Origin of the sequence: Sphingobium rhizovicinum, from assembly GCF_042647625.1 — a bacterium.
In the GTDB taxonomy this organism is placed as follows: Bacteria; Pseudomonadota; Alphaproteobacteria; order Sphingomonadales; family Sphingomonadaceae; genus Sphingobium; species Sphingobium rhizovicinum.
In genome coordinates, this window is sequence record NZ_JBHRVU010000004.1 from 2,459,120 (window position 1) to 2,483,766 (window position 24,647).

Consider the following 24,647-nt stretch of genomic DNA (forward strand, 5'->3'; position numbering starts at 1 on the left):
CGCAGAGTGATGCCCCGGCGCATCCCGCGCGGGACGGCGCGCCGCTGCCGGCTCATGCCTGATGCTCCATGCGCGCGATTATGGTCATCACTGCTGAATGCCCGCCACCACGCGACGATCGCCGATCTGGCCCAGGATCGTCTCACCAGCGACGGTGCGCTGGCCCAGGATCACGCGCGGCGCAGTGCCGGCGGGCAGATAGACGTCGACCCGGCTGCCAAAGCGGATCAGGCCGATGCGCTGCCCGGCCGCGACCATGTCCCCGGGCTTGACGAACGGCACGATGCGCCGCGCCACCAGGCCGGCGATCTGGGTAAAGCCCACGCGCAGCCCGTCATGGCGCTCCACCAGGATATGCTGGCGCTCATTATCTTCGCTCGCCTTGTCCAGATCGGCATTGAGGAACTTGCCCGAAATATAGACGACCGACTTCACCGTTCCGCCGATCGGCGTGCGGTTGATGTGAACGTCGAACACGCTCATGAAAATGGACACGCGGATCAGCGGCTGATCGCCAAGGCCGTTGGCGCCCGCCATTTCGCGCGGCGGCGGCACGCGCTGGATCAGCGTCACCAGGCCATCGGCCGGGGCGATGATCGCGCCTTCATCCTGCGGCACCGCGCGCACCGGATCGCGGAAGAAGGCGAACACCCAGATCGTCACCATGACCATCAGCCAGCCGACAATTTCCCATCCCAAAAGGAACAGGATGCCGGTGATTGCGGCGGCGATCAGGCCGAACTTCATCCCCTCCGGGTGAACCGAAGGGAAGCGCCATTTGATATTGCCGCCCGCGGCGATCGTGATCTCGTCATTTTCCATGGGCACCGTCTTTAGGCAGAGACTGTTGCGCTGACAACGACCGATCCGGCGCATGGCTCCGCACAAGGCAGATTCATGGGGCTTGACGGTTGAACATTGCCGCCGCTTTGCCTAGGGCGTCCCCATATTCCACCCAAGAGAAAGAAGGCGAATAGGCGCTATGGCGAAGATCAAGGTGAAAAACCCCGTCGTGGAGATCGACGGCGACGAAATGACCCGGATCATCTGGGAATGGATCCGTGAGCGCCTCATTCTCCCCTATCTCGACATTGACCTCAAATATTACGACCTCAGCGTCGAAAAGCGCGACGAAACCAACGACCAGATCACGATCGATTCCGCAAATGCGATCAAGGAATATGGCGTTGGCGTGAAGTGCGCCACCATCACCCCGGACGAAGCCCGCGTTGAGGAATTCAACCTCAAGTCGATGTGGAAGTCGCCCAATGGCACCATTCGCAACATTCTGGGCGGCGTCGTCTTCCGCGAACCGATCGTCATTTCCAACGTGCCGCGCCTGATCCCGGGCTGGACCAAGCCCATCGTGGTTGGCCGTCATGCGTTCGGCGACCAGTATCGCGCGACCGACTTCAAGGTGCCCGGCGCCGGCAAGCTGCGCCTGGTCTTCGAAGGCGAAAATGGCGAAACCATCGACCGCGAAGTGTTCGACTTCCCCGGTTCGGGCGTCGCCATGGCGATGTACAATCTGGACGATTCGATCCGTGATTTCGCCCGCGCCTCGTTCAACTATGGCCTCAACCTCAAGTGGCCGGTCTATCTGTCGACCAAGAACACCATCCTGAAGGCCTATGATGGCCGCTTCAAGGATCTGTTCCAGGAAGTGTTCGAAACCGAAGGCTTCGCCGAAAAGTTCAAGGACACCGGCATCGTCTACGAACATCGCCTGATCGACGACATGGTCGCCTCGGCGCTCAAGTGGAGCGGCGAATTCGTCTGGGCCTGCAAGAATTATGACGGCGACGTCCAGTCGGATCAGGTGGCGCAGGGCTTCGGTTCGCTGGGCCTGATGACCTCGGTCCTGCTCTCGCCCGACGGCAAGACCGTCGAAGCGGAAGCCGCCCACGGCACCGTCACCCGCCATTATCGCCAGCACCAGCAGGGCAAGGCGACCTCGACCAACCCGATCGCCTCGATCTTCGCCTGGACCGGCGGCCTCAAGTTCCGCGGCAAGTTCGACGAAACGCCCGAAGTGGTGAAGTTCGCCGAGACGCTGGAAAAGGTCTGCATCCAGACCGTCGAAAGCGGCGCGATGACCAAGGATCTGGCCCTGCTGATCGGCCCGGAACAGTCGTGGATGACCACGGAGCAGTTCTTCGAAGCGATCCGCGTCAACCTCGAAACCGAAATGGGCAAGTGGAACTGATCCCTCCCCTTACGGTTTCAGTACGATAACGGAACGAGGCGGCGCCGCATCCCGGCGCCGCCTTTTTCTATGGCCGCAATGATCGGGAGAATGACCTTGACCACCACCGCCAAAAAACGTCTGGAGGTCCGCGCCGCGGTGCCGACCGACGCACGCGGCATTCAGCGGCTCATCGCCCGCGCCTATCCCGGCATGCCCAATTATTCGCTCGCCACCATCCGCGGGCAGATCAACAATTTCCCCGGCGGCTGCTTCGTCGCCCTCTATGACGCCAAGGTGGTCGGCTATTGCGCCACCATGCGCGTCAGCAAGACCATGGCCTTTTCCTATCATGACTGGGAAGAAATCACCGCCAACGGCTTCGGCACGCGGCACAGCGCGGCAGGCGAATGGCTCTATGGCTATGAAATGGCGGTCGATCCCAAGTTGCGGGGCCTGCGCATCGGCCAGCGCCTCTATGACGAGCGCAAGGAACTGGCCGAGGAACTGGACCTGCACGGCATCGTCATCGCCGGTCGCATGCCCGGCTATGCCCGTGCCAAGCGCCGCGCCGGCAGCCCGGCGGACTATCTGGAAAAGGTCGTCACCGGCAAGCTGCGCGATCAGGTGATCAGCTTCCAGCTCAAGAACCAGTTCGAACCGCTGGGCGTGCTGGAAAATTATTTGCCCGAAGACAAGCAATCGGACGGCCACGCCGCCCACCTCGTCTGGCGCAACCCCTATGTAAACCCCGACGAAGCACCCGAGATGCGCGTCCCGCGCGGCGTGGAAAGCGTCCGCCTCGCCACCTGCCAGCTACAGGCGCGCGCGGTGCAGGATTTCGACGAATTCATCCGCAACATCGAATATTTCGTCGATGTCGCGGCCGACTATCGCTCCGACTTCATCGTTTTCCCGGAACTTTTCACCCTGCCCCTGCTCTCGTTCGAAACGAAGAAGCTCAACCCCATGGAGGCGATCGACAAGCTGACCGGCTACACCCCGCGCCTGACGAAGGAACTGACGCGGATGGCGCTGGAATATAATATCAACATCATCGGCGGATCGCACCCGACCCGCGCCGACGATGGCGATATTCAGAACATCGCCTATGTCGCGCTGCGCGACGGATCGGTCCATACGCAGGAAAAGATTCACCCGACCCCCAACGAAGCCTTCTGGTGGAACATCAAGGGCGGCGACGCCCTCGACGTGATCCAGACCGATTGCGGGCCGATCGGCGTCCTCATCTGCTACGACAGCGAATTTCCCGAACTGGCGCGGCGACTGGTCGATCAGGGCGCGCGCATCATCTTCGTCCCCTTCTGCACCGACTCCCGCCTTGGTTACATGCGCGTGCGCTATTGCGCGCAGGCCCGCGCGATCGAGAATCAATGCTATGTCGTCATGTCAGGCAATGTCGGCAATCTGCCCAATGTCGACAATATGGACATCCAATATGCCCAGAGCGCGATCCTGACGCCGTGCGACCTGCCCTTCGCCCGCGACGGCATCGCGGCGGAATCGACCGAAAATGTCGAAACGCTGACGATGGCGGACGTCAACCTAGCCGACCTCAGCTGGGCGCGCGCCGAAGGCACCGTCCGCAACCTGCGCGATCGCCGTTTCGACCTCTATCATATCGACTGGGACAATAACCCCGACCACGGCCACGCGCCGAGCGGCGGCCCCGTGCCAGCCGGCGGGCATAATTCGCCGGGTGGTGGGTAAATTTGGCAGGACGGCTTTGGGTGGTTTCCTGCCATAAGCCCCTCCCCTTCAGGGGAGGGGTTGGGGTGTAAAGCGTCGCGTCAGCGACGCTTTACACCGATAGATTGTAAGCTCGCTGCGCTCGCACCCATCCCACCCCCTCCCTTGAAAGGGAGGGGCTAATTATGTCTGCCTTTGGCCGTCACCCGCCATTTTCCATCATCATGCCGGGGACCTGACCCGGCATCCCCCCTTCCTGTCCTACACGCCCGCACACGGCTATGGCCTGACTTTCCATATGCGACACGCGAGAAGTTAGGGAGTTTTCGCCGATGATCGACAACAGCCACAGCACCCCGCCCGACCCTGCCCTCTATCCCAAAAGAAAAAGGCCCCCGCATCGCGGAGGCCCCTTCCCTTATCCTGCGATCAGGCAGTCGATCACATGTGGATCGGCTTGCCGCGCACGGCCATGGCCGCTTCCTTGATCGCTTCGCTGTGCGTCGGGTGCGCGTGGCAGGTGTAGGCGATGTCTTCGCTCGACGCGCCGAATTCCATGGCCTGCGCCGCCTGCGCGATCATCGTGCCGGCGACGGTGGCGATGATCCACACGCCCAGCACCTTGTCGGTTTCGGCGTCGGCGATGATCTTCACGAAGCCATCCGGCTCGTGATTGGTCTTCGCGCGGCTGTTCGCCAGCATCGGGAACTTGCCGACCTTGATCGCGCCACGCTCCTTGGCGGCTTCCTCGGTCAAGCCCACGCCGGCGATTTCCGGCTTGGTGTAGACGACCGAGGGGATCACGTCATGGTTCACGATGCCGGTCAGGCCCGCGATATTTTCCGCGACGGCAATGCCTTCGTCCTCGGCCTTGTGCGCCAGCATCGGGCCGGGGATGACATCCCCGATCGCCCAGACGCCCGGAACCTTCGTGCCGAACTCATGATCGGTTTCGATCTGACCACGGGCATTCAGTTCCAGACCGATCTTGTCGAGGCCCAGACCTTCGGTGTTGGGACGGCGGCCGATCGACACCAGAACAACGTCGGCCTCGATCTTTTCAGCGTCGCCACCAGCAGCCGGTTCAACCGTCAGGGTCACGCCCTTCTTGCCGACTTCGGCGCCCGTCACCTTCGTGCCGAGCTTATATTCGAAGCCCTGCTTCTTGAAGATCTTGTTGGCTTCCTTGCGGACTTCGCCGTCCATGCCGGGCAGGATCTGGTCGAGATATTCGACCACGGTCACCTTGGCGCCCAAGCGCTTCCAGACCGAACCCAGTTCCAGACCGATCACGCCGCCACCGACGACGACCAGATGATCGGGAACCTTGTCCAGTTCCAGCGCGCCGGTCGAATCGACGATCTTGCCGCCTGCATTGTCGACCGCCACGCCCGGAAGCGGCGCGACCGACGAACCGGTGGCGATGACGATATTCTTCGCCGTCACCTTTTCGCCATTCACTTCGACGGTGTTCGCGCCGGTGAAGGTCGCCAGGCCCTTCAGCCACGTCACCTTGTTCTTCTTGAACAGATATTCGATGCCGCCGGTCAGGCCCTTGACCGCGTCGACGCGCTGGCCCTGCAGGGTGGGCAGGTCGAGCGACATCTTGTCGATCTTGACGCCCAGCTTGGCGAGCGCGCCATTGGCGGCCTCGTCATACAGTTCCGACGCATGCAGCAGCGCCTTGGACGGAATGCAGCCCACATTGAGGCAGGTGCCGCCCAGCGTTTCGCGGCTTTCGGCGCAGGCGGTCTTGAGGCCAAGCTGCGCCGCGCGGATCGCGGCGACATAGCCGCCGGGGCCAGCGCCGATTACCAGGACGTCATAATCGAAATCTGCCATCTCTCACCTCATTCTCGTGTTCCTGCGAACGCAGGAACCCAGGGCGTCGTCAGAACAGCGTCTCGAACAAATCCCGCCACCGCGGATTTTCCTGTTCGATCAACGCGATCTTCCAGGCGCGTTTCCATTTCTTCATCTGCAATTCGCGTCGCCGCGCTTCCTGCAGATCATCATATGCTTCAAACCACACCAACATGGTGCAGCCATGCTCTTTCGTAAAGCCATCCACCAAAGCGTTTCGGTGCTGATATGCCCTGACGGCCAGATCGCTGGTGACACCCAGATAGAGGGTGCCATTGCGACTGTTGGCCATCAGATAGACATATCCCGCTTTCGTTGCACTTCTCCGCCCTGGGCTCCTGCTTTCGCAGGAGCACGTTGGACTGGCTTACAGGTCGATCAGCAGGCGGGTCGGATCTTCGATCGCGTTCTTGACCGCGACGAGGAAGGTCACCGCTTCGCGACCGTCGATCAGACGGTGATCGTAGCTCAGCGCCAGATACATCATCGGACGGGCCACGATCTGACCGTTGCGGACAACCGGCCGTTCCTCGATGCGGTGCAGGCCCAGAACCGCCGACTGGGGCGGGTTGATGATCGGGCTGGACAGCAGCGAACCGAACACGCCGCCATTGGAGATGGTGAAGGTGCCGCCCTTCATATCTTCCATCGTCAGCTTGCCTTCCTTGGCCTTCTTGCCGAAGCCGCCGATGGTCTTTTCAATGTCGGCGACGCTCAGGCTTTCCGCGTTGCGGATGACCGGAACGACAAGGCCGGTCGGGGCCGAAACGGCGACCGAGATGTCGGCGAAGTCGTTATAGACGATCTCGTCGCCTTCGATCTGCGCATTGACGCCCGGAATGTCGCGGAGCGCCATGCAGACGGCCTTGGTGAAGAAGCCCATGAAGCCCAGACGGACGCCATGCTTCTTCTCGAACAGATCCTTATACTTGGCGCGCGCTTCGATGACATTGGTCATGTCGACGTCGTTATAGGTCGTCAGCAGCGCGGCATTGTTCTGCGCTTCCTTCAGACGCTTGGCGACGGTCTGGCGCAGACGGGTCATCTTGACCCGCTCCTGCTTGCGGCTGGGACCAGCGGCCGGGGCGTCAGCAGCAGGCGCAGCAGCAACCGCGCCGGCAGCAGCCTTGGCCGTACCAGCGGCGACAGCGGCGGTGACGTCGTCCTTGGTCAGGCGGCCGTCCTTGCCGGTGCCCTTGATCTTGCTGGGGTCAAGGCCATGTTCCAGCACCAGACGGCGGACCGCCGGCGACAGGGTCAGGTTGCCGCCATCTTCGTCGTCCGCAGCGGCCGGAGCCGATGCAGCGGGCGCCGGGGCAGCCGCTTCCGCCTTGGCGGCGGGAGCAGCGGCGGCGGGCGCCGGAGCAGCGGCGGCAGCGCCGCCTTCATTCACATAAGCCAGCAGCGCGCCGACTTCGACCGTGTCACCTTCCTTGGCGATGATGTCGCCCATCACGCCGGCGACGGTCGAAGGCACATCGACTGCGACCTTGTCGGTTTCGAGGCTGACGATCGGCTCGTCGACCTTGACGGCTTCACCGGGCTTCTTGAGCCACTGGCCCACGGTTGCTTCGGTAACGGATTCGCCCAGAGTAGGGACTTTAACTTCGGTAGCCATGAGCTTGATCAGCCTTTCTTCTGGCGACGGATTTCTTCACGAACGCTGTGACCCAGCGCATCGGCGACGAGGGCGCCCTGTTCGGACACATGGCGCGACGCCAGACCCGTAGCGGGCGAAGCGGACGCCTTGCGACCGGCATAACGGGCGCGCATCGGCGCCTTGCCAGCCTTGGCCAGAGCTTCCTCGATATAGGGTTCCACGAAGAACCAGGCGCCATTGTTGCGCGGCTCTTCCTGACACCAGACGACGTCTTCCAGATTGGTCATGCGCTCTATGCGCTTGGCCAGTGCGTCGGTCGCGAACGGATAAATCTGTTCCATGCGAACGATCTGGACGTCCTTGTCGCCGGCGGCGTCGCGGGCATCCATCAGGTCGTAGAAGACCTTGCCGGAACACAGAACCAAACGCTTGGTGTCCTTGTCGGCCGAACCGTTCGGATCGGACAGGATGCGCTTGAACTGGGTTTCGCCCTGGAAATCCTCGGCCTTGCTCACCGCGCCCTTGTGCCGCAGCAGCGACTTGGGGGCCATGATGATCAGCGGCTTGCGGAACGGACGCAGCATCTGACGACGCAGCGCATGGAAGTAATTGGCCGGGGTCGTGATGTTCGCGACCTGGATATTGCCTTCCGCGCAGAGCTGGAGATAGCGTTCCAGACGGGCCGAGCTATGTTCCGGACCCTGCCCTTCATAGCCATGCGGCAACAGGCAAACGAGGCCGTTGGAACGCAGCCACTTGGTTTCCGACGACGCGATATACTGGTCGAAGATGATCTGCGCACCGTTGGCGAAATCGCCGAACTGCGCTTCCCAAATCACCAGGCTCTTCGGATCGGCCAGAGCATAGCCATATTCATAGCCCAGCACGCCATATTCGGACAGCGGGCTATCCAGCACCTCGAACCGGCCATGCGGCACGGTCGACAGCGGGATATATTTCTTTTCGCTGTCCTGATCGGTCCAGACCGCGTGACGCTGGCTGAAGGTGCCGCGACCCGAGTCCTGACCCGACAGGCGAACGCCATAGCCTTCCGACAGCAGCGAACCGAAGGCCAGCGCCTCACCGGTCGCCCAGTCGAAATTCTCGCCGGACTTGAACATCTCGGCCTTGGCATCCAGCACGCGCTTCAGCGTCTTGTGGACATTATGGCCTTCGGGAACGGTGGTCAGCGTCTTGCCCAGGCTGTCGAACAGCTTGGTGCTGATCGCCGAATCCACGCTCTGGCGCGCGGTTTCCGCGTCGGCGGGCTTGTGCAGACCCGACCAGCGACCGGCGAACCAGTCCGCCTTGTTCGACTTGTAGCTCTTGGCCGCTTCGAACTCGTCTTCCAGATGGGCGACGAATTCGTCGGTCGCACCGGCGACAAACGCATCGTCGACCACGCCCTGCGTCTTCAGGCGCGAAGCATAGACTTCGCTGACCGGCGGATGCTGGCGGATTTCCTTGTACATCAGCGGCTGGGTGAAGCCCGGCTCATCGCCTTCATTATGGCCGAAGCGGCGATAGCACCACATGTCGACCACGACGTCGCGATGGAAGGTCTGGCGATATTCCATCGCCAGCTTCGTCGCGAAGGTCACGGCTTCGGGATCATCGCCATTGACGTGCAGGATCGGCGCCTGAACACCCTTCGCCACGTCCGACGGATAGGGCGAACCGCGCGAGAATTGCGGGCTGGTGGTGAAGCCGATCTGGTTGTTGATGATGAAGTGGACGCAGCCGCCGGTATTGTAACCGGGCACGCCGGAGAAGCCGAGGCATTCCCACACGATGCCCTGCCCCGCAAAGGCAGCGTCGCCGTGGATCAGCACCGGCAGAACCTGGTCATGCTTGCCCAGATCGTCACGGAAGGTCTGCTGCGCGCGAACCTTGCCCAGAACGACCGGATCGACCGTTTCCAGATGCGACGGGTTGGGCACCAGCGACATATGGACCTTGATGCCGTCGAACTCGCGGTCGGTCGACGTACCCAGATGATACTTCACGTCGCCCGAGCCACCCACGTCTTCGGGGTTGGCGGTGCCGCCCGAAAACTCATGGAAAATGACGCGGAAGCCCTTGGCCATCACATTGGCCAGCACGTTCAGGCGGCCACGATGGGCCATGCCGAACACGATCTCGCGCACGCCGGACTGGCCACCATATTTGATGACCGCTTCCAGCGCGGGGATCATGGACTCGCCACCGTCGAGGCCGAAGCGCTTGGTCCCGACATATTTGCGGCCCAGGAACTTCTCATATTGCTCGCCCTGGATGACCTTGGCCAGGATCGCCTTCTTGCCCTCGGGCGTGAAGTGAATTTCCTTATCCTTGCCTTCCAGACGCTCCTGAAGGAAGCGGCGCTCCTCCACGTCGGCGATGTGCATGTACTCAAGGCCGACATTGCCGCAATAATTGGCGCGCAGGATCGACACGATTTCCGCCACGGTCGCATATTGCAGACCCAGCGAACCGCCCAGATAGACCTTCTTGTTGAGGTCGGTCAGGCCGTGATATTCGGGCGTAAGGTCCGCCGGCAGGTCACGCTTGGACAGGCCCAGCGGATCGAGATTTGCGGCCAGATGGCCACGCACGCGATAGGTGCGGATCAACATCTGCACGCGAATGGCGTCATCTGCCGCAGCAACGGCGTCGGCATCCGACACGGCCTTGCCGACAGCCTTGGCGGCGGCCTTCACGGCAACCTGCATCTGGGTGGGGTCCATCGCCCCGGTCAGATCGTCGGTGTCGCTCAGCGGCCAGTTGTCACGCTGCCAGCTTGGGCCGCGCTCTATCTCGAATTCCTGGTTCTCGTAACCCATTACCCTTGTCCCATCCCAGCCGCGTGCAGTCGCGGAGCGGGAAAATAGCGGCCGGGGTGCAGCCCGGCCGCCCTATATATAGGGGCTGATTAGCCCTTCAGCACTTCGACCAGCGTCGAACCCAGCTCGGACGGGCTGGCAGCAACCTTGATGCCGGCCGCTTCCATCGCTGCGATCTTGCTTTCCGCATCGCCCTTGCCGCCCGACACGATCGCGCCGGCATGGCCCATGCGGCGGCCCGGAGGCGCCGTGCGACCGGCAATGAAGCCAGCCATCGGCTTCTTGCGGCCCTTCTTGGCTTCGTCGATCAGGAACTGGGCAGCCTGTTCTTCCGCGTCGCCGCCGATTTCACCGATCATGATGATCGATTCGGTCGCGTCGTCGGCCAGGAACAGTTCCAGCACGTCGATGAAGTTGGTGCCGTTGACCGGGTCGCCGCCGATGCCGACGGCCGTGGTCTGGCCTAGGCCCGCATTGGTGGTCTGGAACACGGCTTCATAGGTCAGGGTGCCGGAACGCGACACGACGCCGACGCTGCCCTTGGAGAAGATCGAACCGGGCATGATGCCGATCTTGCATTCGCCGGGCGTCAGGACGCCGGGGCAGTTCGGGCCGATCAGGCGCGACTTCGAACCCGACAAAGCGCGCTTCACCCGCACCATGTCCAGAACCGGAATGCCTTCGGTGATCGCGACGATCAGCGGGATTTCGGCATCAATCGCTTCCAGGATCGAATCGGCCGCGAACGGCGGCGGAACATAGATAACCGAAGCGTCGGCGCCGGTCTTCGACTTGGCTTCCGCGACGGTGTCGTACATCGGCAGGCCGATATGGGTCGAGCCGCCCTTGCCGGGGGTCACGCCGGCAACCATCTGGGTGCCGTAGGCCAGAGCCTGTTCAGTGTGGAAGGTGCCGGTGGCACCGGTCATGCCCTGAGTGATGACCTTGGTGTTCTTGTTCACCAGAATGGACATAGGTGTCCCTTTTTCTTCTGTGGACGTGGCACTTGGGTCGAAAGCGGCCCGCCCCAGGCTGCGCACTTACCTGGGACGGACCGGTGCAAGCTTGTTGGCTCAGGCGAGCGAGGGATCGATGCCCTTGCACGCTTCCAGCAATTCCTTGACGGCGTCGACCGACACCTGAAGGTTCGCCTTGGCTTCGTCGTTCAGGTCGATCTCGATGACCTGCTCGACACCGCCCTTGCCGATGATGACCGGCACGCCGACATAGAGATTGTCGATGCCATATTCGCCGGTCAGGTTGGCGGCGCAGGGCAGCAGGCGCTTCTTGTCGCCCAGATAGGCTTCAGCCATGGCGATCGCGCTGGTGGCGGGCGCATAGAAGGCCGAACCGGTCTTGAGCAGCGCGACGATCTCGCCGCCGCCCGAACGGGTGCGCTTGACGATGGCGTCGATGCGCTCCTGCGTCGAACGGCCCTGCTTGATCAGGTCGGGAACGGGGATGCCGGCAACGGTCGAATATTCGATGACCGGAACCATCGTGTCGCCATGGCCGCCCAGAACGAAGCTGGTGACGTCCTTGGCCGACACGTTGAATTCTTCCGCAAGGAAGTGATTGAAGCGCGAGCTGTCCAGCACGCCGGCCATGCCGACGACCTTGTTCGCGGGCAGGCCCGAAAATTCGCGCAGCGCCCACACCATCGCGTCGAGCGGGTTGGTGATGCAGATGACGAAGGCGTCGGGCGCGTTGGCGGCAATGCCCTCGCCCACGGCCTTCATGACCTTGAGGTTGATGCCCAGCAGGTCGTCGCGGCTCATGCCCGGCTTGCGGGCGACACCGGCGGTGACGATGATCACGTCGGCGCCTGCAATGTCGGCATAGTCGTTTGAACCGGTGATCTTGGCGTCGAAGCCTTCCACCGAAGCGCACTGCGACAGGTCGAGCGCCTTGCCCTGCGGAACGCCTTCTACGACGTCGAACAGAACGATGTCACCCAGTCCCTTGAGAGCCGCGAGATGCGCGAGCGTGCCGCCGATATTGCCAGCGCCGATGAGCGCGATCTTGTTACGGGCCATATGCAATCATCCTCCAAGTCATAACTACTGGAATTGCTGGCCCGCCTACGCCCTTCGGACCGGGGTTTCAACGCCGAAATCCTTGATATGCAAATTATCTTTGCAATTCGTTCGCAATTGCATTAAGGTGGTTTTACACCCTGTCGCTGCGAACTCCTACCCTGGTTCGCAGCCTTCCCTGCAGAGGTATCCTGCCGGGTGCTTTCGTGATCGAAAGCACCCGGCCTGTTTCCACGAAGAAAATTGCGTTCAGATGAACGACGCGCGCAACATCGGACGGACAGATTCCGCCCGGCGATGAACCGTTTGCAATAAAGGGCTTATTTGGGGCCGTGGCCCAATGCCAGATAGTCGTCCGACTGCATTTCCATCAGACGCGACACCGTGCGCTCGAACTCGAACGCCCCGTCGCCCTCGGGATAGAGGCGCATCGGCTCTGCATCGGCCGACGCCAGCAGCTTGACCTTATATTCGTACAGCGAGTCGATCAGCGTCACGAAACGCGCCGCCTCATTGCGCTTCTCCGGCCCCAGCACGGGGATGCCGACGATGATCACCGTATGATATTTGCGCGCGATCGCCAGATAGTCCGGCGCGCCCCGCGCCTCGGCACAGAGTCGCTTGAACGAGAAGACGGCCACGCCCTTCAGGCTCTTGGGCACATGCATGGTGCGCCCGCCCTGCACGACAATCTCCTCCGATGGCACCTTGGCCCGGTCCTCGACCGAAAAATCGGTCAGGCGGAAGAATGCCTCGGACAGCGCCCTGGTCGCCTCCGGGCCATTGGGCACATGCCATAATTTCGAGTCGCCCAGACGGTCGCGGCGATAATCGACCGGACCGTTCAGCGTCATTACATCCAGCTTCGCCTTGATGAGGTCGATGAAGGGCAGAAAGAGCTGACGGTTGAGACCGTTCTTGTAGAGTTCGTCCGGTTCGCGGTTGGATGTGGTGACGATCGTCACCCGCTTTTCCAGCAAGCCGGTGAACAGGCGCGACATGATCGCCGCGTCCGCCATATTATTGACGACCATCTCGTCGAAGCAGAGCAGCCGCGCTTCCTCGGCCAGCGACTCGACCACCGGCGGGATCGGATCGCCCGTCTCCGACTTGCGCGCTTCGGCCAGGCGCGCATGCACGTCCAGCATAAATTCATGGAAATGCGCGCGCTTCTTGCGCTGGACCTGCACCGTATCGAAGAACAGGTCCATCAGCATCGATTTTCCGCGCCCGACTCCGCCCCACATATAGAGGCCGCGCGGCGGTTCCGGCGCTTTACGCAACAGCTTCCAGAGCGTCGATCCGCGCGCCGGCGCCGCCTCCAGCTCCTGTTGCAGCCGGTCGAGTCGCTCGGCCGCCGCCCGCTGGTCCGCATCGGGCCGCAATTCGCCGGCCTGCACCAGCGTATCATAGCGGGCAATCACATGGGTCATTTCGGCGCGGGCACCTTGCGCAGCGTGGCGGTCGATGCGGCAACCGGCTGCCCCTCCTGCGTGATCAGACTCCGAAGAAACATCAGCCGCCCGGTTTCCCGCAGCAATTCGACTTCGGCGAACAGGTCCGGCCCGACCTTGCCGGAACCGAGATATTGCATGGACAGGTCGATGGTGACGCCGTTCATCTGCTCGATATGGCCCATCGCCCATAGGCCGCCAAAATAGGCATGGTCGGCAAAGGCGGCCAGAAAGCCGCCATGCAGCGTGTCGAGTCGGTTGCGATGGCCGGAGCGTGTTTCCAGACCCACCAGCGCCTTCGTTGCGCTCTCCGCGCGCATATAGCCCCGGCCGATGGCTTGCAGAAATGTATCGGGATGCGGGTCGGACCATGCGGCCCAGCCCGCCCATTTCCCTTCGGTCAGCGGTTTCCCGCCCGCAACGCCGTCGCTCGTCAACTTACAGCTGCCGTTCGACCATCATCTTCTTGGTTTCGGCGATCGCCTTGGCCGGCGAAAGACCCTTGGGGCAGACATTCGCGCAGTTCATGATGGTGTGGCAGCGATAGAGGCGGAACGGATCTTCCAGCTCATCGAGGCGCTCGCCGGTATATTCGTCGCGGCTGTCGGCCAGCCAGCGATAGGCCTGGAGCAGGATCGCCGGCCCCAGGAACTTGTCGCTGTTCCACCAATAGCTGGGACAACTGGTCGAACAGCAGGCGCAGAGGATGCACTCATACAGGCCGTCCAGCTTCTCGCGGTCGGCGGGCGACTGGAGCCGCTCCTTGCCGCTGGGCGCCGGGCTGACGGTTTGCAGCCAGGGCTTGATGCTGTTGTACTGCGCGTAGAAGTGGGTGAAGTCGGGCACCAGATCCTTGATGACGTCCATGTGCGGCAGCGGCGTGATCTGCACGTCCTTGCCGGCGCATTCGTCAATCGCGGTGGTGCAGGCCAGACCGTTGCGGCCGTTCATGTTCATCGAACAGCTGCCGCAAATGCCTTCACGGCACGACCGGCGGAACGTCAGCGACGGATCATATTCATTTTTGATCTTCAGCAGCGCGTCCAGAACCATCGGGCCGCACTTGTCGAGATCGATCTCAAACGTGTCGTAACGCGGGTTCTGACCGGAGTCGGGATCGTAGCGATAGACCTTGAAGTTGCGGACGTTGGTTGCGCCCTCGGGCGCCCTGTGGGTTACGCCCTTGCCGTTGATCTTGCTGTTCTTGGGCAAAGCAAATTCGGCCATCGCTCGTCGCGCCTCTTCGTCGATGTCTATCAGTTGGGGGTCCGCATAACGAAAAATCTGCAAAGGTCCAGCGTTGAGGACCATGTTTCTGCCCTCAAGTCCTTGTTGCAAATCACTTGCAGAAAATCATCGCGGCCGCGTGACGCATTTGCTTCCGTCGCCATCCGCGTTAGGGCGATGCAATCTGTAAGGATCTTTACTGTTGCCGATCGACATCGCCTTTCTCGCCATTGCCGAAGCGCAGCAACTCTATCATTGGCTGCCTGCTGCGCTGGAACTGGCGCGCCGGCCCGATGTGCGGGTCCACATCCTCTCCCCCTCCGATCAGATATTGGCGCTGGCCGCCAGCTATGATCCGCAGGGCCTGCTCCGCCCCATCCGCCTGCGCCGGCCGCCATCGGGCCCCGATTCGCTGTTCCGCCAGCCTTCGCGACTGGCGACCCTGCTGCTCAACTATCCCGCCATCGTCCGCTTCCCCACGCTGGTCACAACGGAAATCAGCAGCGCCTGGCTGCGCCGCATCCCCGGCTTCCGCTCCCGCCTGATCCTCATCAAGCATGGCGCAGGCGATCGGGAGGGCGGCTACAAGAAGCGCCACGCCGATTTCGACCTGACGCTGGTCGCGGGCGAAAAGGATCGCCACCGCATGATCGACCGCGGCCTGTGCGCGCCGGATGCAGTCGCCGTCGGCGGCTATTCCAAGTTCGAACTGAAGGCGCCACGCCAGCGCTATTTCCAGAATGACGATCCGGTGCTGCTCTACAATCCTCATTTCGATCCGCATCTTTCCTCCTGGCCCGGCCATGGCGCACAAATTCTGGCCGTGCTGGAGGCATTGAAGGGATGGAACGTCATCATCGCTCCCCACACGAAGCTGGCGCGCAAGACGCCGCCAATCGTCAGCCACGCCCCGCACATCCGCGTCGACATGGGCAGCCGCCATTCGATCGACATGAGCTATACGATGAGCGCGGACGTCTATCTGGGGGACGTATCCAGCCAGGTATATGAATTTCTGCTCCATCCGCGCCCCTGCATCTTCCTGAACCTCGACCATCGCGACGGATCTGGCGACGCCTTCGCCCATTGGCGGCTGGGCCAGGTGATCGAGCGCGCCGACGCCCTGCCCCAGGCACTGGCCTGCGCGAACGACTTGCAACCCGGCTTCGTTGCTGCTCAGGAAGCGGCGATGCAGCAATCCATTGACCTGTCCCCCATCGCCGCGTCCCGGCGACAGGCGGACATCATCCTGAATTTCGTGAAGAAGAGCGCATGAGCCAGACGATCACCACCACCCTTGGCCCCGTCCGCCTGATCGGCGACAATGCGACGCCGATCTGGGGCATGCCCAATGCCGAACGCAATCGCCGCATGGCGGAAAGCTCGGCAAAAAATGGCAGCAGACTTGCAGCCGGACACGAACTGCTCTTCAATCTGGCCTATGCGTTCGACCCGCTGTTGCTGCGGCTGGCGCTGGAAACGCCGGGTACGCTGTTCGTCTGGGCGGACACGCCGATCGTCGGACAGGTGGCGCAGGGCATCAATCCGTTGACCGCGCCCCATGTCATCGACCTGTCGGACGGGCGAAAGCTTTACAACCGCCAGTTGCGCAAGCTGGAGCAGCCGATGGTGCGCGAACTCACGCCCGCGACCCGGCGGGAAATAGAGCGGCGCAGCTATTTCGGCGCCTATAAGGGCGTGACCGATATTCTGACCAAATATCTCTGGCCCGAACTGGCGCTGATCCTGACCCGCATCGCCGCGCAACTGCGCATGACGCCCAACATGGTGTCGGTGATCGGCGTCACCCTCTGCCTGCTCGCCACTTACCTGTTCGCCAAGGGCCTGTTCTGGACCGGCTTCCTGTCCGGCTTCATCTTCATGGTGCTGGACACGGTGGACGGCAAACTCGCCCGCTGCACCATCACTTCCTCCAAATGGGGCAATGTGATCGACCATGGCGTCGACCTCGTTCATCCGCCCTTCTGGTGGTATTTCTGGGGCACCGGCCTTGCCTATTGGGGCCTTGGCCTGTCGGGCGGAACCTTCACCTTCATCATGACGGCGGTGATCGCCGGCTATGTGCTGCAACGGCTGATCGAAGGGATGTTCCTCAAGGACTTCAAGATGGACATCCATGTCTGGCGGCCGTTCGACAGCCAGTTCCGCCTGATCACCGCACGGCGCAACCCGAACATGGTGATCCTGTTCGTCGCCCTGCTGGCGGGGCGGCCCGACATCGGCCTGATCGCGCTCGCCTGGTGGACGATCCTGTCGCTGGTCGTCCATGCCGTGCGGCTGGTGCAGGCCTATGCCGTCAGCCGCTCCGGCAAGCCCATCGTCAGCTGGATGGATGAGGCCGAAGCGGCAGCATGAACGCCACGATCGAAAAATTCGGCTATCCCGCAACGCTGATTGCGGAGTTCGACCATTGGGTCGTGCTGCTGCGCCCGGCCCAGCCGACTTTGGGGTCGCTGGTGCTGGCGGCAAAGAGCGACGCTACCGCCTTCGGCGACCTGCCCGCCGAAGCGCATGCCGAACTCAAGACCGTCACCGCCACGATCGAGGCGGCGCTGGGCAAGGCCGTGGACTATGCGAAGATCAACTATCTGATGCTGATGATGGTCGACCCGCATGTCCATTTTCATGTCATTCCCCGCTATGACGGGGAACGCAGCGCAGCCGGCGTGACGGTGGCGGATGCGGGCTGGCCGGGGCAGCCGGATATGGGTAAGGCAGTCAAGTTAGACAGCGAAGTAGACACTTTGCGCGCTTTCCTCAAAAATCATTTCGATAACGAAATAAAATAGCTCCTCGCGCGCCCCCTGCCCGTTACCGCTGCGGCGTTGAAATCTGCTGGCGGCTATGCTTTTGAACGGGGTATGAAATATGCAGCCCCCCTTCTGGTCGCCAGCCTGCCCCTTTTTCTGCTCGCCGCCTGCGGCCGCACCGAACCCGTGGGCGACACACCCAGCCAGGAAGAACTGACCGCCGCCGCCAATGCCGCAGCGGCCAACGCCATCGCCAACCAGCAGGGCGACACGGAAGCGGCAAACCGCAATTATGTGAATGTCGCCCGCGGCTTTTCCATCACCTTCCCTGAAGGCTGGACGATCGATAAAGGCGCGGGCAGCCCGGACGGCGTCGTCTATGCAGACCCCGGCGCAGGCGCGGACGTGCGCGTCTTCTGGCAGGCCAATGACAAGGACCAGACGCTGCAACAGATTGTCGAGGCGGTCAGCGACGGCGCAGAAGGCGTCGATGGCGATTTTATCGGCGACAATGAATATCGCGGCAGCGCCAATGACGGCGAAGGCAATAATGTCGCGATCCGCCTGCTGAAGCAGCCCGACGGATCGATCGTCACTGCAACCTTCGTCTATCCCGAAATGCTGAGCGAACAATATCAGACCATGGCCGACACGGTGCTGAACAGCCTGCGCATCTTCGCGCCGAAGGCGGAGAAGGAGAGCGCAGAGCAGCCCGCCCCGGCATCAAACGTCAGCCAGTAATCCGCCTTGGCCGCGCCGATCATCGCCCCCTTCGTCCCGGCCGACCAGCCGGGCCTGCTGGACTTGATCCTGTCGATCCAGCGCGACGAATATGGCATCGCCATCACTGCCGCCGATCAGCCCGACCTGTCCGACATTGGCGGCTTCTACCTGACCGGAACGGGCGGATTCTGGGTGGCGCGATCCGACGACCGCGTGGTCGGCACGATCGCGCTCAAGGATATTGGCGACCGGCGGGCGGCGCTGCGCAAGATGTTCGTCGCCACCGATCATCGCGGCCGCGCGGCCGGCGTGGCGCAGGCATTGCTCGACATATTGCTGGCCGCCGCCCGCACGCGCGGCCTGACCGAACTCTATCTTGGCACCACCGACCGCTTCGTCGCGGCGCATCGCTTCTATGAAAAGAACGGCTTCGTCGTGATCAGCGCCGACGCCCTGCCCCCGGCCTTCCCGCGCATGGCGGTGGACACGCGCTTCTACCGGCTGACTGTCGCCTAAACTCCGCTCAGCCCCGCATCCGCCAGCCCGCGCCACAAATGCAGCGCCTGCACGCTTTCGCGCACATCATGTACGCGCACCATCTGCGCGCCCAGTTGCGCCGCGCGGAAGGCCAGCGCCACCGATCCGCCCAGCCGCTGTTCGGCCGGCGCCTCATTGGACAGCGCGCCGATCATCCGCTTGCGGCTACCCGCGAACAACAATGGCACGCCCAGCCCCTGAAAGGTCGCCAGGCCATTCACCAGCGCCAGATTGTCCGCCAGCGACTTGCCGAAACCAAGCCCCGGATCGACCATGATCTTGTCCCGCGCGATGCCCGCTGCGACACAGGCGTCAATCCGCGCCTCCAGATGATCGAACACATCGGCGACCACATCGCCATAGCCGGCCGGATTGGCGTGCGGATCATCCCCGGCGGACGGCGCATGCATCAGGATCACCGGGCAAGCAGCGCGCGCCGCGACTTCCAGACTGCGCGGATCATGCGCCAGCGCGCTGACATCGTTGATGATCTGCGCGCCGACGGCCAGCGCCGCCTCCATCACGGCGGCCTTGCGCGTGTCCACCGACATCGGCACGCCCGCAGCCGACAGCCGTTCGATCACCGGCACGATCCGGGCGATCTCGTCCCCTTCCCACACTTTCGCCGCCTTGGGCCGGGTCGATTCCCCGCCCACGTCGATCAACGCGGCGCCGGCCGCCGCCATGGCGAAGCCCGCATCGGCCGCAGCCTGCGGATCGTCCATATGCTTGCCGCCATCGGAAAAGCTGTTGGGCGTGATGTTCAGGATCGCCATGACCTGTGGCGCGTCGAACCGGATGGTGCGGTCGCCCAGCACCATCGGCCCGCGCATGGCGGAGATATGGTCCGCCAGTCGCCGCGCCCGCTGCGCCAGCGGATCGGGCAACGCCGCGATCGCCGCGTCGAACGCAGCGACCGGCACGGTTTTACGCGCGATCCGGCGCGCCCCGTCAAAGGCCGTCAGTTCATAGCCCTGAAACCAGATCAGCCCATTGCCCATCCGCGCCGTGGCGCCATCGCTCTGGCCGATCGGCGTCGGCACGAACCAGGTGGGCTTAAGGTACAGGCGCGCATGAGGTGGGATCGCAGAAAGTGACATATCAACTCCGTTCGCCCTGAGCCTGTCAGAGCCTGTCCTGAGCGCCGCCGCCAGCGGCGGCGAAGAGGGCCGTACTTCTTCAATCTAGAAGAACAGGGCTTCGACAGGCTCAGCCCGAACGGAGGCAAAGATCAGGGTTCGTTGGCCAGCAAATAGGTCTGGCGCAGGCTGTCGATCGGCGCGAGCTTGCCCTGTGTTTCGACATGCCAGAAAGTCCAGCCATTGCAGCTTGGCGCGCCTTGCAGGGTAGCGCCCATTTTGTGGATCGAGCCGCTTTCGGTCCCAACGCACAGCGATCCGTCGGCACGCACCACCGCCTGCCAGCGACGCTTGCTGTCGGTCAGCACCGCGCCGGGGTTCAGATAGCCCGTCTCGACCAGCGTGCCAAAGGCCACCTTGGGCTGTTGCCGCGCGGTCTGCATGATGGTCAGCGAACTTTCGTCCAGCGGCAACGCCGCCTCGATCCGCTCCAGCGCGACCTCGATATAGTCATTCTCACGCTCGATGCCGATCCACTGGCGGCCCAGACGCTTGGCCACCGCGCCTGTCGTGCCGGTGCCGAAGAAGGGATCGAGCACCACGTCGCCCGGCTTGGTGCAGGCCAGCATCACGCGATACAGCAGTGCCTCGGGCTTTTGCGTGGGGTGCGCCTTGGTCCCGTTGCGCTTCAGCCGTTCCTGTCCATTACAGATGGGCAGCACCCAGTCGGAGCGCATCTGCAACTCATCATTCAGCGTCTTCATCGCTTTGTAATTGAACGTATATTTCGCGTCTTCGCCCTGGCTCGCCCAGATCAGCGTTTCATGCGCATTGGTGAAGCGCGTACCCTTGAAATTGGGCATGGGGTTGGACTTGCGCCAGATGATGTCGTTCAGGATCCAGAAGCCTTCGTCCTGGAGCGCGGTGCCGACGCGGAAGATATTATGATAGCTGCCGATCACCCAGATCGAGCCATTGGGCTTCAGGATGCGGCGCGCTTCGCGCAGCCACGCCTTGGTGAAGCGGTCATAGCTGCCCAGCGTGTCGAACTTGTCCCAATCATTGTCGACCGCATCGACGCGCCCGCCTTCGGGCCGAAACAGGTCGCCGCCAAGCTGAAGATTATAGGGCGGATCGGCAAAGATCATGTCGATGCACGCGTCGGGCAGCTTGGCCATTTCGGCGATGCAATCTCCGCGCAGCAGACGGTTCGCCTCGATCTCGACCGGCGCAATCGCCTTCTTCCGCCGCGGCGCCGCAACGCGCTCCATAACACCCATGATCTTGGCCCCCATATCGTCTTGAAGAACTGCGATGAGTCCTCGGGAGTCCCGCGTCAAGATCAGCGACTTAGGGGCTGGTCTTCGCAAAAAGGTTAACAAGGGGCGGAACGAAGGGTGGACCCACAAGATGTTGAGTCAGGCGAGTCGCGCCAGACTCCATATGGGGCGGTGTGACTCAAAAGACTCAGTGGATCGGGCGTCACGACTTTTTTTGGTTAACGCTGCTTTCGCGGACGTAAGCGACCGGAAACTTGACGAAATCATAACCCGATGATTATGGGATCGTCATGATTCAGTCTCTTTCCGACCCCCAGCATCAGGCCGCCACCGATTCACTGTTCAAGGCCCTGTCCGACGGCACCCGCCGCGCCCTTCTGGAAACTCTGGTGCGCGAAGGCGAACAGAATGTGCAGGCCCTGACCGAAGGATCGGGCGTATCCCAGCCGATGGTGTCGCGCCACATGGCCAAGCTGAAACGTGCCGGCCTCGTGACCGCGCGCCGATCCGGCCGGGAAACCTGGTACGCTGCGCGGGTCAAGGGGCTGGGGCCGGTAATCCAGTGGATGGCCGTGCATGGCGCGCTATGGTCGCAACGCTTCACGGCGCTGGAAGGACTGGGCTGAATTTGATCAGCGGCATGGAGGATGCTGGATTGTGACCGGCTGCTACAGGCATTCTTTTGGCGACCAGTGACATGGGCATCGTGATCTGCCCAAAACTGCATGGGCACTGACTTGAGGATGCCTTCACGGCCATTGGCCTGCGCTTCCCGAGCGACTAGGCTGGCGCCGGAGGCCAGCTATCACAGCTATGAGTTGCCGTTGGCCTGCGATCTCTGAAATGCTAGGCCGCGGACGTGGGCGATAGACAACGCGAAGGCGTTGCCGTTGGCCTGCGATCTCTGAAATGCTAGGCCCGCACGGTACGATGCATTGATCACGGCGGGGTTGCCGTTGGCCTGCGATCTCTGAAATGCTAGGCCGGACGGCAAATTGGATCAGTTGGTCGCACGGTTGCCGTTGGCCTGCGATCTCTGAAATGCTAGGCCCCACTCGCGCCTTGATGGCGAGCCAGTCGGGTTGCCGTTGGCCTGCGATCTCTGAAATGCTAGGCCTGGCTGGACCATTCAGATAGCCGAACAACAGTTGCCGTTGGCCTGCGATCTCTGAAATGCTAGGCCTTGTAGTTAACGAGGTTCGTCTACATCGCAGTTGCCGTTGGCCTGCGATCTCTGAAATGCTAGGCCCAACCGCCCCAACTTGTTCGTCAAGGGCGTGTTGCCGTTGGCCTGCGATCTCTGAAATGCTAGGCCCGGCGGATATGCTGATCGCAACCGTGCTGCGTTGCCGTTGGCCTGCGATCTCTGAAATGCTAGGCCCGTGGCGGCGGTGGACAAGAATATCGCAACGTTGCCGTTGGCCTGCGATCTCTGAAATGCTAGGCCGCGGAACAAACTGGCTGACCGGCCACTGAAGTTGCCGTTGGCCTGCGATCTCTGAAATGCTAGGCCCAAACGCGCCCGGCCCTGACCACGCGAATGGTTGCCGTTGGCCTGCGATCTCTGAAATGCTAGGCCAATAGCCGACCGCGCCCCAATACCATTTGCGTTGCCGTTGGCCTGCGATCTCTGAAATGCTAGGCCTGATCGATCACTTGAAGGCCGTCGACAAGAGTTGCCGTTGGCCTGCGATCTCTGAAATGCTAGGCCCCTTTCCAGCGTAGCATGGCTGCGACACCAGTTGCCGTTGGCCTGCGATCTCTGAAATGCTAGGCCTTCTGCTGCATTGCGGTATCCATGAAGGAGGTTGCCGTTGGCCTGCGATCTCTGAAATGCTAGGCCCTTTCAGAACGGCGACCGCATAGGCCGCAAGTTGCCGTTGGCCTGCGATCTCTGAAATGCTAGGCCCGACCAGCCCTGCCACGCCGACGTTCTATTGTTGCCGTTGGCCTGCGATCTCTGAAATGCTAGGCCGGATGCATAGATAAAAGATTGAAAAATATCGAAAAATCCATGCATCCGGCCAGCAAATTCTGCGCCATCGAATCAGAACATGGCCAGTTGGTCGGGATTTTTCCGGGGGCGCTGCCGGCGCTGGCTGGAGAAGCGGACGATATTTTCATATTGCCGGTCCGTAAAAGTCAGGATGTGGATGTCGCCCTTTTCCGGCAAATTTCGTTCGATTCGTCCCAGATGGGCGTCGAAACTATCCTTGCCGTTGCAAAAGCGAGCATAGACCGAAAACTGGCTCATTTCAAAGCCCTCATCGAGCAAAAACTGGCGGAATTGCGTGGCGTCGCGCATCTCCTTCTTGGTGCCGACGGGCAAGTCGAACATCACGAAAATCCACATCAGACGATATCCGCTCAGATAAGATGCGCTCATGCGGCCGCTTCGCCGCTCATGTCTTCGACCCGCCCCAGCCCGGCCCATTCGATCGGCGTCGGCGGGTCGAACAACGCAAGAGTGGGACGGCCGCTCTCAAAAGCGCGCGCCAAAGATTGGGCCAGTCGCACGGCGGCGATGGACACTGGCGACGCTTCGCCGCCCAAACGCAGATCGAAAGCGATCAACTGGGCCAGACGCCGCTTGATCGACGGGTCGAGCGCCTCCACCCCCTGCCCCACCAGACCGACGACGACCGCATCGACCAGCGGCCGGAATGGTTCGACCAGATCATCAGCCAGCGCAAAGGCATTGCCGCGATTGGCGTGGTTGATGCCGATCGTGGGGTGCAGGCCCGACGCAATGATCGCCCGCGCCACCGTGGCGCGCATCACCGCATAGCCATAGTTGAGCAGGGCGTTGGCGCCGGGGCTATCGCGATCGCGGCGAAATTCCGGCCCCATCAACATCGGCCAGTATCGACGCGCGGCCTGCGCCTCCACATTGTCGCTGTCGCCCGATTTCACCCGCTGCGCCATCAGCGGCAAGGCCTCTGCCCCGGCAACCCCGCGCGATGCGAGCAGGCTGCCCTGCATCAGAATTTTGACCGACACGATCCGCCGCCACAATTGCTTCATCAGCGGCTTTGACGCATCCCATTGTGCCCGAAACCGGGCATTTTGTGCATGATGCCCCTCGATCGGCAGCGTGACGGCCACCGGGCTGTGATTGGACCCGCAAAAAACGATCGGCGCACCGCGTTCGGCCAGCGCGCTAACCAGATTGGCGGTCCATGTCGTGCCATGCGCATGGATGATGACTGCATGCACATCGTCCAGCGGCACTCGCCCCACTTCCTGCCGGTCCTGCTCCACCATCAGGAAACCGCGATGGAGCGACAGATGCCGTCCATCCGTGGCGATATCGACAATCCGGTCCATGCATTTCCCCCTGCCGAGGAAATGCTATGGCGC

General features: G+C 62.2%; 22 protein-coding genes and 1 CRISPR repeat array. Of the genes, 8 read left to right on the forward strand and 14 right to left on the reverse strand.

The features are described from left to right. Nucleotides 1-87: 87 nt before the first annotated feature. Nucleotides 88-822, reverse strand: coding sequence for a phosphatidylserine decarboxylase (locus ACFOKF_RS13035; protein WP_298396091.1), 735 nt, complete (start codon nt 820-822; stop codon nt 88-90). A gap of 160 nt (nt 823-982) precedes the next feature. On the opposite strand from ACFOKF_RS13035, the gene ACFOKF_RS13040 reads away from it, so the two are divergent. After that, nucleotides 983-2,206 (forward strand): NADP-dependent isocitrate dehydrogenase, encoded by a 1,224-nt coding sequence (locus tag ACFOKF_RS13040; RefSeq protein WP_380796123.1) that lies wholly within the window; start codon nt 983-985, stop codon nt 2,204-2,206. Between the two features lie 96 nt (nt 2,207-2,302). Then, on the forward strand, nt 2,303-3,916 hold the full coding sequence (locus ACFOKF_RS13045) for a GNAT family N-acetyltransferase (protein WP_380797798.1): 1,614 nt from the start codon (nt 2,303-2,305) through the stop codon (nt 3,914-3,916). A gap of 420 nt (nt 3,917-4,336) precedes the next feature. Here the strand turns inward: ACFOKF_RS13045 and lpdA are convergent, their stop codons facing one another. The 9 genes from lpdA to ACFOKF_RS13090 form a co-directional block, all read right to left on the reverse strand. Then, nucleotides 4,337-5,737, reverse strand: a complete 1,401-nt coding sequence (gene lpdA, locus ACFOKF_RS13050) for a dihydrolipoyl dehydrogenase (protein WP_380796124.1) — start codon at nt 5,735-5,737, stop codon at nt 4,337-4,339. A gap of 49 nt (nt 5,738-5,786) precedes the next feature. Continuing rightward, nucleotides 5,787-6,053, reverse strand: a complete 267-nt coding sequence (locus tag ACFOKF_RS13055; RefSeq protein ID WP_380797800.1) for a GIY-YIG nuclease family protein — start codon at nt 6,051-6,053, stop codon at nt 5,787-5,789. A gap of 72 nt (nt 6,054-6,125) precedes the next feature. Next, nucleotides 6,126-7,376: a 2-oxoglutarate dehydrogenase complex dihydrolipoyllysine-residue succinyltransferase gene (gene odhB / locus ACFOKF_RS13060; protein WP_298396102.1), complete on the reverse strand. Its 1,251-nt coding sequence runs from the start codon at nt 7,374-7,376 to the stop codon at nt 6,126-6,128. 8 nt (nt 7,377-7,384) lie between these two features. Further along, on the reverse strand, nt 7,385-10,180 hold the full coding sequence (locus ACFOKF_RS13065; RefSeq protein ID WP_380796125.1) for a 2-oxoglutarate dehydrogenase E1 component: 2,796 nt from the start codon (nt 10,178-10,180) through the stop codon (nt 7,385-7,387). An 89-nt stretch (nt 10,181-10,269) separates the two neighbouring features. Beyond that, entirely contained in the window at nt 10,270-11,154 is an 885-nt protein-coding gene (gene sucD, locus ACFOKF_RS13070) for a succinate--CoA ligase subunit alpha (protein ID WP_380796126.1), read from the reverse strand. 99 nt (nt 11,155-11,253) lie between these two features. After that, nucleotides 11,254-12,216, reverse strand: coding sequence for a malate dehydrogenase (mdh, locus tag ACFOKF_RS13075; RefSeq protein ID WP_380796127.1), 963 nt, complete (start codon nt 12,214-12,216; stop codon nt 11,254-11,256). Between the two features lie 320 nt (nt 12,217-12,536). Then, entirely contained in the window at nt 12,537-13,649 is a 1,113-nt protein-coding gene (zapE, locus tag ACFOKF_RS13080; protein ID WP_380796128.1) for a cell division protein ZapE, read from the reverse strand. Next, on the reverse strand, nt 13,646-14,107 hold the full coding sequence (locus ACFOKF_RS13085) for a PaaI family thioesterase (protein ID WP_380796129.1): 462 nt from the start codon (nt 14,105-14,107) through the stop codon (nt 13,646-13,648). The genes zapE and ACFOKF_RS13085 overlap by 4 nt, the downstream gene beginning before the upstream one ends. Before the next feature lies 1 nt (nt 14,108). Further along, nucleotides 14,109-14,897, reverse strand: a complete 789-nt coding sequence (locus ACFOKF_RS13090; RefSeq protein ID WP_380796130.1) for a succinate dehydrogenase iron-sulfur subunit — start codon at nt 14,895-14,897, stop codon at nt 14,109-14,111. Between the two features lie 202 nt (nt 14,898-15,099). Between ACFOKF_RS13090 and ACFOKF_RS13095 the strand changes: the two genes are divergently transcribed. The 5 genes from ACFOKF_RS13095 to ACFOKF_RS13115 all read left to right on the forward strand — a co-directional run bounded on the left by ACFOKF_RS13095 (nt 15,100) and on the right by ACFOKF_RS13115 (nt 18,907). Beyond that, on the forward strand, nt 15,100-16,173 hold the full coding sequence (locus tag ACFOKF_RS13095) for a glycosyl transferase (RefSeq protein WP_380796131.1): 1,074 nt from the start codon (nt 15,100-15,102) through the stop codon (nt 16,171-16,173). Continuing rightward, nucleotides 16,170-17,273 (forward strand): CDP-alcohol phosphatidyltransferase family protein, encoded by a 1,104-nt coding sequence (locus tag ACFOKF_RS13100; RefSeq protein WP_380796132.1) that lies wholly within the window; start codon nt 16,170-16,172, stop codon nt 17,271-17,273. Before ACFOKF_RS13095 ends, ACFOKF_RS13100 begins: the two co-directional genes overlap by 4 nt. After that, nucleotides 17,270-17,707 (forward strand): HIT family protein, encoded by a 438-nt coding sequence (locus tag ACFOKF_RS13105; protein WP_380796134.1) that lies wholly within the window; start codon nt 17,270-17,272, stop codon nt 17,705-17,707. The genes ACFOKF_RS13100 and ACFOKF_RS13105 overlap by 4 nt, the downstream gene beginning before the upstream one ends. Before the next feature lie 72 nt (nt 17,708-17,779). Continuing rightward, nucleotides 17,780-18,409, forward strand: coding sequence for a hypothetical protein (locus tag ACFOKF_RS13110; RefSeq protein WP_380796135.1), 630 nt, complete (start codon nt 17,780-17,782; stop codon nt 18,407-18,409). 6 nt (nt 18,410-18,415) lie between these two features. After that, a complete protein-coding gene (locus ACFOKF_RS13115) occupies nt 18,416-18,907 on the forward strand; it encodes a GNAT family N-acetyltransferase (RefSeq protein WP_380796136.1) in 492 nt (163 codons plus the stop codon). Here ACFOKF_RS13115 and folP read toward each other — a convergent pair. Together folP and ACFOKF_RS13125 are read right to left on the reverse strand one after the other, a co-directional pair. Next, nucleotides 18,904-20,028, reverse strand: coding sequence for a dihydropteroate synthase (gene folP, locus ACFOKF_RS13120; protein ID WP_380796137.1), 1,125 nt, complete (start codon nt 20,026-20,028; stop codon nt 18,904-18,906). The genes ACFOKF_RS13115 and folP overlap by 4 nt on opposite strands. Before the next feature lie 131 nt (nt 20,029-20,159). Beyond that, nucleotides 20,160-21,287 (reverse strand): site-specific DNA-methyltransferase, encoded by a 1,128-nt coding sequence (locus ACFOKF_RS13125; protein ID WP_380796138.1) that lies wholly within the window; start codon nt 21,285-21,287, stop codon nt 20,160-20,162. Nucleotides 21,288-21,577: 290 nt separating this feature from the next. Here ACFOKF_RS13125 and ACFOKF_RS13130 point away from each other — a divergent pair, with 290 nt between their 5' ends. After that, a complete protein-coding gene (locus ACFOKF_RS13130; RefSeq protein ID WP_380796139.1) occupies nt 21,578-21,913 on the forward strand; it encodes an ArsR/SmtB family transcription factor in 336 nt (111 codons plus the stop codon). A gap of 191 nt (nt 21,914-22,104) precedes the next feature. Beyond that, nucleotides 22,105-23,262: direct repeats of the CRISPR family, unit length 36 nt; unit sequence GTTGCCGTTGGCCTGCGATCTCTGAAATGCTAGGCC. Between the two features lie 72 nt (nt 23,263-23,334). Here ACFOKF_RS13130 and cas2 read toward each other — a convergent pair. After that, on the reverse strand, nt 23,335-23,673 hold the full coding sequence (gene cas2, locus ACFOKF_RS13135; protein ID WP_380796140.1) for a CRISPR-associated endonuclease Cas2: 339 nt from the start codon (nt 23,671-23,673) through the stop codon (nt 23,335-23,337). Then, nucleotides 23,670-24,614, reverse strand: coding sequence for a type II CRISPR-associated endonuclease Cas1 (cas1, locus tag ACFOKF_RS13140; RefSeq protein WP_380796142.1), 945 nt, complete (start codon nt 24,612-24,614; stop codon nt 23,670-23,672). Before cas1 ends, cas2 begins: the two co-directional genes overlap by 4 nt. Nucleotides 24,615-24,647: the final 33 nt, after the last annotated feature.

Coding starts and splice junctions, on each gene's coding strand:
- folP (WP_380796137.1), bottom strand. CDS start 20,028: ATGTCACTTTCTGCGATCCCACCTCATGCGCGCCTGTACCTTAAGCCC.
- ACFOKF_RS13100 (WP_380796132.1), top strand. CDS start 16,170: ATGAGCCAGACGATCACCACCACCCTTGGCCCCGTCCGCCTGATCGGC.
- ACFOKF_RS13130 (WP_380796139.1), top strand. CDS start 21,578: ATGATTCAGTCTCTTTCCGACCCCCAGCATCAGGCCGCCACCGATTCA.
- sucD (WP_380796126.1), bottom strand. CDS start 11,154: ATGTCCATTCTGGTGAACAAGAACACCAAGGTCATCACTCAGGGCATG.
- cas2 (WP_380796140.1), bottom strand. CDS start 23,673: ATGAGCGCATCTTATCTGAGCGGATATCGTCTGATGTGGATTTTCGTG.
- mdh (WP_380796127.1), bottom strand. CDS start 12,216: ATGGCCCGTAACAAGATCGCGCTCATCGGCGCTGGCAATATCGGCGGC.
- ACFOKF_RS13090 (WP_380796130.1), bottom strand. CDS start 14,897: ATGGCCGAATTTGCTTTGCCCAAGAACAGCAAGATCAACGGCAAGGGC.
- ACFOKF_RS13125 (WP_380796138.1), bottom strand. CDS start 21,287: ATGGGTGTTATGGAGCGCGTTGCGGCGCCGCGGCGGAAGAAGGCGATT.
- lpdA (WP_380796124.1), bottom strand. CDS start 5,737: ATGGCAGATTTCGATTATGACGTCCTGGTAATCGGCGCTGGCCCCGGC.
- cas1 (WP_380796142.1), bottom strand. CDS start 24,614: ATGGACCGGATTGTCGATATCGCCACGGATGGACGGCATCTGTCGCTC.
- ACFOKF_RS13105 (WP_380796134.1), top strand. CDS start 17,270: ATGAACGCCACGATCGAAAAATTCGGCTATCCCGCAACGCTGATTGCG.
- zapE (WP_380796128.1), bottom strand. CDS start 13,649: ATGACCCATGTGATTGCCCGCTATGATACGCTGGTGCAGGCCGGCGAA.
- ACFOKF_RS13065 (WP_380796125.1), bottom strand. CDS start 10,180: ATGGGTTACGAGAACCAGGAATTCGAGATAGAGCGCGGCCCAAGCTGG.
- ACFOKF_RS13035 (WP_298396091.1), bottom strand. CDS start 822: ATGGAAAATGACGAGATCACGATCGCCGCGGGCGGCAATATCAAATGG.
- ACFOKF_RS13040 (WP_380796123.1), top strand. CDS start 983: ATGGCGAAGATCAAGGTGAAAAACCCCGTCGTGGAGATCGACGGCGAC.
- ACFOKF_RS13110 (WP_380796135.1), top strand. CDS start 17,780: ATGAAATATGCAGCCCCCCTTCTGGTCGCCAGCCTGCCCCTTTTTCTG.
- odhB (WP_298396102.1), bottom strand. CDS start 7,376: ATGGCTACCGAAGTTAAAGTCCCTACTCTGGGCGAATCCGTTACCGAA.